Origin of the sequence: Hymenobacter defluvii (assembly GCF_017589435.1) — a bacterium.
Lineage (GTDB): Bacteria > Bacteroidota > Bacteroidia > Cytophagales > Hymenobacteraceae > Hymenobacter > Hymenobacter profundi.
Genome location: NZ_JAGETX010000001.1, coordinates 343,419 through 354,742, shown reverse-complemented (window position 1 = coordinate 354,742; position 11,324 = coordinate 343,419). Strand labels below are relative to the sequence as shown.

Sequence of the window (11,324 nt, the reverse complement as noted above, 5' to 3'; positions counted from 1 at the left end):
TTGCGTGAGCCACTACTGTATGGCGTACATTCTCAGTCAATTGCTCAATGTAAGTGGTTTTGCCTTTTCTTGCAGCGCTTTCCCGGTACTTCCTTCCTCCTTTTTTCATGAATCCTAATCTACTTCACCTCCTCCGTATTGCCCAACAGCCCGCACGTCGGATCATCGGCCTGATGTCGGGCACCTCTCTCGATGGGTTGGATGTGGCCTTGTGCCGGTGCGAGGGAAACGGCCTCCACACGCGGGTGCAGGTGGAGCATTTCCACACAGTGCCCTACCCCGAGGAAGTGAAAAAACAGATTAGGCAGGTGTTTGCGAAGGCCGAAATCAGCTTCGAGCAGTTGTGCCTGCTACACCCCTGGATTGGCAACCTACACGCCGATATGGTGCTGGACTGCCTGCGCCAGTGGCAGGTAGCGCCTACCGAAGTCGACTGCATCGCAAGCCACGGCCAGACCGTCTACCACGCGCCCCGCCACCAGCACGGCCGCCCCGATTTTCCCAATGCTACCCTCCAACTCGGCGACGGTGACCACGTGGCCGTACGCACGGGTATCCTCACCCTCAGCGACTTCCGACAAAAGCACCTAGCCGCAGGCGGCGAGGGTGCACCCCTAGCCGTGTACGGCGACTACCTTCTGTTTTCACAGCAAGGCGAGGACCGAATCTTACTGAACATGGGTGGTATTGCCAACTTCACTTATTTACCTGGTTCCCTGCAATTAGCCGAAATATTTTCCACCGATGTTGGTCCCGGCAACACCTTGCTCGACGCTTTCACACAACACTACTTCCCTACCTTCAGCTACGACGCCAACGGCGCGTTGGCCGCCCAAGGCCAAGTGCACGAAACCTTGTTGGCCGCCCTCCTCAACCATCCTTTCTTTCAGGCTGATTTTCCAAAAACTACTGGCCCCGAACTATTCAATAAAGAGTATGTGCAGCAAGCACAGACGCGCAGCGGCACACTGGCTCTCTCGCCCCACGATTTACTGGCTACCCTCACCCAATTCAGCGCCGAGGGCATCGTGCGGGCTTTGGAGCGGTGCTTTCCTGTTCCCAATCTTACTGTTTACGCTAGCGGTGGCGGTATGCACAATCCCGTGCTGATGGCCGCGCTACGCCAGCGCCTACCTCAGTGCCGTTTCACCACCACCGATGAGCTGGGCATCCTGCCTGATGCCAAAGAAGCCGTACTATTTGCCGTACTAGCCAACGAAGCGCTGGCTGGTACGCCAGAAACCTTTCAGGGCGGCCAAGCTGGCAATCCTGCCGTGAGTATGGGTAAGATTTCTTTTGCTTGGTGAGGTGATGAGTAAAAAGACGTGTGTCATCCTGAGCGCAGCGAAGGACCTTATCACAATAGAACGACAATCATAACAACGACTCGTTCAACGGGCACAAGGTCCTTCGCTGTGCTCAGGATGACACACGTCTTTTTACTCACCACCTCACAATCTTACAGCAGCGTAAGGCGAACCAAGTACTGGTCCTGCTCGTCGTGGTCCAAGAATTCGACGGTGTAGCCGGCGGCTTCGGCGTAGTCTTGTAGAATGCTGGCATCGGCAAACAGCCAGTGGAAGGGCGCGCCGGTTTCCTCCTTATAACTCATGCTATATTCTACCTCGCCGTAGTAAGGACCGTTGAGGTTGATAACCAGAGCGCCTTCCTCATCCTCGTAGAGGTAGGCAATGTCAGCAGAGGTAGCCAGGATTTGTCCGCCGGGTGCCAGCAGGGCACGAGCGTGTATCAGGAATTTTTCGAGGCCATCGAGAGTACCCACCAGCCCCAGGCCGTTCATCAGCATCAGGATGGTATCATAGGGTAGGTCGTTGGTGAGAATAGGGTCGAACAGGTCGTGGCAAGCTACCTGCTGCACGCCGCGCTGCTGCATCACTTGCACTGCGCCTGGCGAGGCATCTAGGGCTTTCACCGAATAACCGCGCTGTTGCAATTCTAGTGCGTGACAGCCGGCACCGGCGCCCAAGTCCAATACCCTACCCTGGCAGGCTTCCAGAGCGGTGCGCTCTAGCTCAGGCATTTCCCAAAGGGTACGAAACAGATAGCTAGCCGGTAGGGGCTCGTCTTCGGCTACATTGCTGTGCACTGTAAGTGTAGCGGCTGTTTGGCCGTGGTGAAAGTCGAGCAGAGCGTGGCCCATGGGGTCGTGGGCAGAGGCAGGAGAAGAAGGCATAGAAGTAGGCAAAAGACGCGGCAGGAGATAGAAGAACTATTCCCATCCGAGGCCGCAAGTTACGCCGCGTTGCGCGAGTGCGCCTGCACTTTTGCGGGTTGCTGTATCCTTCGCCGGGCACGTTGCGTTTGCGAGAAGTACACTCACTCCTACATTATACTCCTCCGGCCATGGCCAGCAACCTCGACTACCTGAATCCCAATCTGCTACCCCTCGAAGAAAAACTGAACGCCTACCTCGAAGCCGAGCAGGAATTTCGCCGGGCTGCCACGCAGGCTACCAACCTGCCCATCGACCATGCCGCTGCACCTGGCCCCAACGATTCGTTTGAGCAGCGTCCCGCCACGGGTAGCTTCGATCAGGAAACCAACGAAGTGCAGCAGGCGCTGGATAACACGCGTGCCGACCTAGACGCCCTGCGCCGTGAGATTGTGGAGATGCTCCCTGTGCGAGACGAGTTTATAAAGGTAAACCTAGGCTATGGTCCTAGCCGGGTAGGGGCGTTCCGCTTACCTAGTTCTGCGACAAATACGCCAGAGTACGAGCTGCGTATCGTGCATTAATAAATCTGCTTTTTCTTACCCCACCTGCTTCAATAAGTAAAAGCCCCGCTACTCCTGTAGATAATACAGAAGCAACGGGGCTTTTACTTATTGCTTTAAGAATAGCTCCCATATCAGGAAACGACCCAATCAAGCATAAAAAAAGCGGAACCAACGGCTCCGCTCTTTCCCACAACCAAAACACCTAAAAACTATTCTTTCGTGATAGGTATTGTCAATCTCCGTGCCAAAAAATAGGGTTCTTATAAATATAAATATTCCCAGCATTCTTATTTATATAATACAATTATTCAATTTACATTTCATCCCGGCATAGTCAGGAATTATATTTGATTAGATCCGCCTGTATTTGAAACACATTTTTTATATATGTTTATGAAACAGATAAGTATGTATAAAATATAATTTAAAAATACCATTTCTAAGTATTCTAAATATGGGAAAAAATTCTATAATATAGAATGTGAATATATTAAAAATACAATCAATCATATACACTATTTCAATGCAGCATTAACTTCCTTCTACCAGCAGCTTCACAGTAGATGATAACCGATACGACGCCTTTTTCCTACGCTATGTTTTATGCTTTCTACTCCCTCATAGCAATAATGCTGCTGTCTACTTCCTGCTCTTTTGTCAAACGCTTCCAACATTCTTCCACTACGCTTCATCCACCACGCTTATGAAAAGAAAGATACTCGATACGTATGTATTGCACAGTACTGCACGCATCAGGCAACTATTGACCCTGCTGGTGCTACTACTAGCCAGCACAACGGTATTCGCTCAGTTTCCGCGCCAGGTTAGCTTTACCACTAACGCTGCTTCTGGCTTCAGGGTAGGCGGTAACGCTGTGCTTACCGGTACTAGCACTACTAGTACTGATGGCGTTTTACGCCTTACTAGTAATAATACGCACGAAGCTGGATTTGCAATTGACGACTTTAGCTTTCCGGCACCCTCTGGTTTTAGTATTTCGTTTGAGTTCTTTTCTTATGGTGGAACAGGTGCTGATGGTTTCTCAGTGTTTCTGATTGATGCCGACAAAACTTCTTCTACAAATTTTACCAGTGGCGCATCTGGCGGTGCTTTAGGCTACGCACAGAGAAATATTACCCCTATTAATAAGGGCGTTCCAAATGGCTATATCGGCATTGGCTTGGATGAGTTTGGCAACTTCTCAAGTGGTACTGAAGGTCGTGTAGGCGGACCGGGTGTTGTACCAGATGCTGTTGTTATCCGTGGTTCTGGTTCAGGACAGGATGCAGCAAGTACTACTGACTATCCTTATTTAGCAGGTAACGGCAGACTACCCTTCAGCCTAGATGTCAATTCAACTGAACGCGTAACAGATCCGCAAAACCCAAACTACCGCCGTGCCTACATCGATGTGGTGCCCCAACCTGATGGCACCTATAAAATACGTGTACAAATACAGCATGGCACTGCTATTCAGACAGCTATTGAGAACGTAACAGTGCCAAAGCCTCCGGCAAACCTGCGTATTGGCTTTGCCGGCTCCACAGGGGGCAGCACCAACTATCACGAAATCCGAAACCTGGCTGTGTTACAGTCCCCGGTTGCCATGGATGATAGGGCGGGTACCCGGTATGATCAGCCAGTTTCCTTTAGCGTCATTGCCAACGACCTGTTTCAATACAGCACCTACAAGCCGGGCGGCGTTGACCTTGACCCTTCTACTGATGGTATTCAATCAACGTATACTGTAGCTGGTAAAGGCACTTTCATTGTGAGTACCGAAGGGCAGGTGACCTTCACACCCAGCGGCACTTATGCAGGTATTGTTACGATTCCGTACACGGTGCAAGATCTAATAGGTAGTAAAACTAGCCCCGCCTACCAGTCAAACCCAGCCAATATTACCGTAGTAGTGTCTGGTGCCGATGTAGCTACTACTATTAGTGGCCCTACAGCAGCAAACCCGGGAGCATCGGTTACATACACTGTTTCGACTCTCAACATCGGTCGGGAAACGGCTCTGAACGTAGTACCCACGTTGCAATTGTCAACCTCGGCAACTAATATCGTGCTGCCCGACGGCGCCACTAGAAGCGCCAGCAACCTGATTACGTTTCCTGCCATTGCCAGCCTGGAAAGCAGCGCGGCTCCTATGACCTACGCGGTTACGTTTACCTTGCCCACCAGCGGCAGCATAACGGGCACGACAAACTTTACGGCCACCACGCCCGACCTCAACCTTGGCAACAACTCGTCGGCACTGACTACGAATACTGTAGGCATCAGCAATGTAGCCAGTGGTTGCGCTGCGCCCGGCCAGGATGGCGCCGTAACGCTTACCAGCACCGCGCAGCCTAACACCTACTACCCAGGCCTGAGCGTTGCAGCCGATAAGAAAAGCATCAAGCTAGGCCAAGTGCGCAATACTGCCGGCACGCCTATTACCGCTGGCGACCTGTTGTTGGTGATGCAGATGCAGGGCGCAGATATCAATACGACCAGCGGAGACGCCACTTATGGCACTGATATCATTAGTGCAACTGGCCACACAGCCGGCCAATATGAGTACGCTATTGCTACTGGCCCAGTGGCTGTGGATGGCACCCTGCCTTTGCAAGCAGCATTGCAGAATACTTATACCAATCAAGATTACACAACAGCAACGGGCGGTCAACGGCGCTTTCAGGTGATTCGGGTTCCTCAATATGCATCTCTCACCATCAATGGCACTGTTACTGGCCTAAGCTGGGATGGTACTACCGGTGGTGTACTAGTGGTAGATGTAGCAGGTGAGACGAAGTTTGCGACCAACGCAGTATTGGACATGAATGGGCGCGGTTTCCGAGGTGGCGCCGGCAAACGCTACCTGGGCAATGCAAGCTATACTAAGACCGACTACTACAATGTAGCCGTTGCTGGCACAGACGGAGCCCACGGCTCGAAGGGGGAAGGCTTCGCGGGCGCTCCCCGCTTTACCAATGATGGCCTTGATAATGGTGTGGAAGGCTACGTAAATGGTAGCGTAGGTGCAGGTGCCCCTGGCAATGCCGGTGGCGGTGGTACCGATGCTGCAGCAGCCAACGGAAACTCTTCTAATGCTGGCGGCGGCGGCGGCGGCAACGGCGGCAACGGCGGTAGCGGCGGCAAATATGGTAGCATACTAGGCCTAGGACAAACATTGTCGTTAGATGGTATTGGTGGGCAATTTGGTCGTGCCGCTTCCTTGGCCTCCTCTAGCCGCTTGTATCTGGGTGGCGGCGGCGGTGCAGGTAGCACCAACGCTACTGACCCAAGTACGAGTCGCGGTGCCAATGGCGGCGGTATTATTATTCTGCGTACCGGCACGGTTAGTGGCACTGGTACAATTAAAGCCGATGGCAACGCGGGTGCAAGCGGTTATAATGGCGGCGGCGGCGGCGGTGCGGGTGGCACAGTAGTAATCAACACGCAGGTAGCCACTAGCCTATCTAATATTACTGTATCAACTGTCGGCGGCAATGGCGGTAAAGTATCTGATCCTAACCCACTTGTGGCGCTACTTTCGTATAAAGGTGGCGGCGGCGGCGGCGGCGGCGGCCGGATTTATGCCAACAATACTCTTAATGCAGCTACCTCAGCAGCTGGTGGCTCGTTGGGAAGTGGCGTTAATGTTGGGACCAACGGCGTAGTAGGCGTTTCGGGTACTGTGCAAGCAGCAACGACCACCAGCATTCCTACAGGCATCTCTAGCAACTTCAGCTGCCTACCCATGCTTACTGCCTCGCTTACTACTTCCACGCCGCAGCTCAGCCGCAGCAGCACCGGCGTTAAGCCGGCTATCTACACCATCACGGTGACCAATTCGGGCGGTCAGGCAAACAATGTTTCGGCGATGGTGACGATGGGCAACGGCACCAGCCGTACGACTGGTGGTTCTGCAACTGGTACGGCCAACGGTCTGATTAAATACAAAGCAGGTAGCGCAGTAGTGAAACTTACGTCGGCCAACGGCACTGTTACTGAGTTGCTAGCAGTAGCTGGACGCGGACAGGCTGTTTCCGACCGATACACCCAGCCCACGGCAGACTCATCTACGCCTACGTTCAGCAATATTACAATGCCAGCAGGCTCTACGCTCACTATTACGTACGTAGCTGACGTGGCATCCTTAGCAGTGAATAACACGCCGTATCAGTCGGGCGTGCAAGTGTCGTACCCCGACCCTACTCGCACCAGCGACGCAAACTGGGCAACCCCAGGTACAATGTATACGGCCATGCCAAGCACCGCCGTACCCGGCAGTAACTACGTGAGCACTAGCTCGGCAGCTGAGGATATTATCATTGCCCAGCCCCTACCCGTCGAGCTGAAGCAGTTCAACGTAGCCGCAGTTCGGCAGGACGCACAGCTGACGTGGAGCACGGCTTCGGAGAAGAACAACGACCGGTTTGAGGTAGAGCGTTCGTTGGATGGAGAAGTGTTTGCCCGTATTGGTACGGTAAAAGGCATCGGTTACAGCACGCAGACCCAAACTTACCACTACTTCGATGCAAACGTTGCTCGCCTGAGTGCCGGGCACCCGCTGTACTACCGTCTGCACCAGGTAGACACCGACGGCACGGATACCTACAGCCCAGTACGAGTCATCCGGTTTGAAGCGGCTTTAGAAACCACCGTTAGCGTGTATCCCAACCCTACCCAAGCGCAGGCCACCCTGGAGTTGACGAGCCTACCGGCCGGCAACTACCAGGTACGGATTCTAGATATGACGGGCCGCGTGCTGCGTGAGCAGACACTGACGGGCCAGCAGCAGCACCAACTCTCCGTGGCTGAGCTGCCAATGGGCACCTATTTAGTGCAAGTGCGCGGAGCTAACACCAGCGTAACGCTGCCGTTGCTACGGAACTAGTCTACCCTGCTGACAGGTTGAAAAGCGGTCCGGCACCTTGCCGGGCCGCTTTTTTTGTGCATTTTGGCCTGCTTCTGCCCCTTTTAAGGATAGAACAACGCTGTTTTACTACATCTGTTTTCTCTGATTTCTTATCCTGATGGATTCTCCCCGACCCGAGTTCATGCGCGAAGCCATTCGCCTTTCTATTGAAAAAATGCAGGCTGGCCACGGCGGGCCATTTGGCGCCGTGGTGGTAAAAGATGGGCAGATCATTGCCCGCGGCTTCAACCAAGTGACTAGTACTAACGACCCTACCTGCCATGCCGAGGTAGATGCTATTCGGAAAGCCTGCACGGCACTGGGCACGCACCAGTTGGATGGGTGTGACCTGTACACTTCTTGTGAGCCGTGCCCCATGTGCTTGGGCGCTATTTACTGGGCTCGTCCTCAGCGTGTTTTCTATGGCAACACCAAACAGGACGCCGCCGCCGTAGGTTTCGACGACCATTTCATCTATGACGAAATAGAAAAACCTCTCGCCGAGCGTAGCATTCCGATGGAGCAAGTACTACCCGACGAAGCGATTGAGGGCTTTCGGGCGTGGCAGCGGCATGAGAGTCGCACAGCATATTAGCTTCAACCGATTACACGGCTGGATGTAAAATATAATTTATCATATTTTACATCCAGCCGTAATTCGTGTTTAAACTTATTATAATACCATAATAATCAGCTTTATGGCTTTCTAATTGATACGAAATGGTCTGAACGTTCTATCTACCAGACCAGCTTGAAAACTTCTCTACTTTATCTTTTCCTTCTGTGCTTTGCATGCCAAGCTGTGGCGCAGCAAGGCAGCTGGATGCCAGCCAACGCAGACTTTTCCTACCCTCGCACGCTGCTGAAAGCGGCCGAACTGCCCGCCGTGCGAACGTCCCTGACTGTATCGGCAAACTACGTGCTCTATAGCGGGCTGTTCAACAGCATCAACACTGCACCGCCTACCGATACGGCCAGTACCAATGGCCGGCGCGACCGGGCTACGTTTGCTAAAAACACGGCCTTTGTGCTGCTGCTGGACCGACGCCCAGTCTCCCCTGGCGAGTTGGTACCACTCACAGCCAACGAACGCGCTGCACTGCTCACCAACGCCACTACCTTGCTGGCTACCCTCAACTTTCAAGTGTCGGCGTGGCCATCGTACAACGATTGGCAGTGGCGCTCCAAGGAGTTGATAGACTACCTGATAGCCTACGATTTGCTCCGCGGGGCCGGGGTTCCGGAACAAGAGCTGACTACTAGTCGGGCCAAATTGCAGAAGTTTGCCGGTAACCTGCAAACGCAATCCGTGGCGTCATTTTTTGGGATAAGGTTCTATAGTACCATCAAGAATAACCACACGCTGATGACTGCGGCGGCCCTGGGCATGGCGGCGGTAGTACTTAATGACGCAACCAGCAGCATAGCCAACCAGCAACCCGCTACCTGGATTGCCACCGGACTGTATAACATCGACAACGTGCTGTGGCAGGATGCGCAACGGCAATCAGACCCGGCGGCGGCGGCGGGCTATGCCGAGGGACCGTATTACTTCAAATACGCGTTTCTGAACTGTCTGCCCTTCTTTCGGGCCATGGGGCATTTTCTGCCGGCTGGTGCCCTACCTTACACCTTCAACGGCACCACGCGCACCATTCCTAACCCATATTTCGACCCGCGTTACGACCGCCTCTACCAATGGATAACGGCTATTCTGATGCCTGATGGCCGCTTTCCAGCCTTGGAGGACTCTTATGTAGATATGGGCATGCCCGAGCTGGCACTAACTGGCAACCCCGCCTACGTGCGCCCGCTGCACCTGAGCAAACTGGCGCCCAACCAACTGAATTCACTTACGGCTCAGCTCCGCGACATAACCGTGGACATGCGCGCCGCCTACCTCGCCGCCAACATAACCCCTACCCCTACCCCATCTATTACCCTCACAGCTCTACCCCAAAGCGGAAACCTCATCTTCCGCTCCGGCTCCGACTCGCTGGCTTCCTACCTGCATTTGTATGGCAAAAGCCAGCAAGCGCGCACTACCTCCGGCGGCCACCGCCACGCCGATGCAGGCAGCTTTGCGCTGCACGCCTACGGCCAGCTGCTGGCCCTGGACGCCGGCTACCTCAGCTTCGACCGTCGCAATGAGGTGAAGGAAGCCACCAGCCATAACATGGTGCTGGTAGATGGTGCTGGGCCCGCCTCGGATGCTACTAGCGCCGTGGGCACCGTGCAGCACACCTTTCAAACTGAAAAGCTGAGCTATGGCGAAGTGCAATCGGCTTATGCAGGCACAACGGTGACGCGTAAGGCGCTGTTTGTGCGCAATAGCTACTATTTGCTATCCGATTTCGTGCAGTCCAGTGCGCCACATGCTTACACCTGGCAGTTGCACGGCTATGGCTTGGAAAACGGCACCGCCACCACGGGCACCTTCCAAAACAACCCGGCTGCCCATGAAGGCACGTGGCTTAAAAACGGCGTGCAGCTACTGGCCCACGTAACGGCCACGGCGGGTGCCACTAGCTACGCCACTGCCACCAGCGCCCACGAAGTCACCTACAACACACCCGAGAACCACACCACCCTGCTCGTGCGCAAGGAGGGTAGCGCTCAAACGCAGTTTCTGGCGGCGCTGTATCCCTATACCGATCAGCCTACTCTTAGCCCCAGCACCACCAGCACGTCTACCACTGCCGGCCTGGCATTAGCTTCTGATTTTCAGGATGTAGTTTTCGCGCAGGCTGATACAGTATTGGCCCAAGATGAAAGCGACCTATTACCCCAGGCCGTTAGCGCCGATGGACTATTGACTTTTTATTCCCTAGATAAGGCCAATCAATTCGCCCAGCTCTTTCTTCAACAGGGCACGACCATCCGCTACGGGTCAGCAACTATGCTGGCGTCGTCGCGGCGGGCTGATATCAGCTGGCAACGCCTGAGCACCAACCTGTATGGCGGCTATGTTAGCTGCGCTACTACTCTTATGCTGCCGATGGCTACCGCACCCCAAATCGTAATGGGCACCGGCATGGCGGAGTATCAGTACGATGCGGCCGCGCAGCAGCTACGCATTACTTTGGCAGAAGCCACCGAGTTTCGGGTTGCCACCACGCCCGGCACACCACTACCTGTGGTGCTCACCAGCTTTGGGGCACAACGCCAGGAAGTAGGCGTGCAACTGCGCTGGCAAACTGCCATTGAAAGTCAGAACCGAGGCTTTGCCATCCAACGCTCTACCGATGGCGTTACGTTTGCTACCCTGACTTCTGTAGCCGGAGCCGGCACCAGCAACGCCGCGCAGCGCTACGCCTACCACGATGCCACTGCGCCCCAAACCCTGACGTACTACCGCCTGCAACAGCAGGATCAGGACGGCACCGTTGGCTATTCGCCGATAGTAGCCGTCGCGGCTTCTCCCAGCACTCTAACCGTAGCTCCCATACCTGCGCAAGATTTTTTGACGGTGACCTACCCCGATTCACCAGCCGAAATTCACCTTACCTTATTCGACCAACAAGGACGCCAGGTCTTGCAAACCAACTTCCGGCAGCAAACACAGCTCAGCGTAGCAGCACTGGCCAATGGCCTCTATATCCTACGCGCCACGGATGCCAATAGGCAACCGATAGGTAGGGCCCAACGGGTGCTTGTTGCACACTAAATACTACCA

At 54.2% G+C, this 11,324-nt stretch carries 6 protein-coding genes; 5 read left to right on the top strand and 1 reads right to left on the bottom strand.

Annotated features, from left to right (window positions below):
• Positions 1-107: 107 nt before the first annotated feature.
• Positions 108-1,307, top strand: coding sequence for an anhydro-N-acetylmuramic acid kinase (locus J4D97_RS01420; protein WP_208306056.1), 1,200 nt, complete (start codon positions 108-110; stop codon positions 1,305-1,307).
• A gap of 152 nt (positions 1,308-1,459) precedes the next feature.
• Here J4D97_RS01420 and J4D97_RS01415 read toward each other — a convergent pair whose 3' ends face one another.
• Positions 1,460-2,194 carry a class I SAM-dependent methyltransferase gene (locus J4D97_RS01415; RefSeq protein WP_208306055.1) on the bottom strand — a complete coding sequence of 245 codons (735 nt, stop codon included), beginning with the start codon at positions 2,192-2,194 and terminating at the stop codon, positions 1,460-1,462.
• Between the two features lie 170 nt (positions 2,195-2,364).
• Between J4D97_RS01415 and J4D97_RS01410 the strand changes: the two genes are divergently transcribed.
• The 4 genes from J4D97_RS01410 to J4D97_RS01395 all read left to right on the top strand — a co-directional run bounded on the left by J4D97_RS01410 (position 2,365) and on the right by J4D97_RS01395 (position 11,315).
• Positions 2,365-2,757, top strand: coding sequence for a hypothetical protein (locus J4D97_RS01410; RefSeq protein ID WP_208306054.1), 393 nt, complete (start codon positions 2,365-2,367; stop codon positions 2,755-2,757).
• Between the two features lie 685 nt (positions 2,758-3,442).
• Positions 3,443-7,627: a T9SS type A sorting domain-containing protein gene (locus tag J4D97_RS01405; RefSeq protein ID WP_208306053.1), complete on the top strand. Its 4,185-nt coding sequence runs from the start codon at positions 3,443-3,445 to the stop codon at positions 7,625-7,627.
• Positions 7,628-7,766: 139 nt separating this feature from the next.
• Entirely contained in the window at positions 7,767-8,243 is a 477-nt protein-coding gene (locus J4D97_RS01400; protein WP_208306052.1) for a nucleoside deaminase, read from the top strand.
• A gap of 156 nt (positions 8,244-8,399) precedes the next feature.
• Positions 8,400-11,315 (top strand): heparinase II/III domain-containing protein, encoded by a 2,916-nt coding sequence (locus J4D97_RS01395; RefSeq protein ID WP_208306051.1) that lies wholly within the window; start codon positions 8,400-8,402, stop codon positions 11,313-11,315.
• Positions 11,316-11,324: the final 9 nt, after the last annotated feature.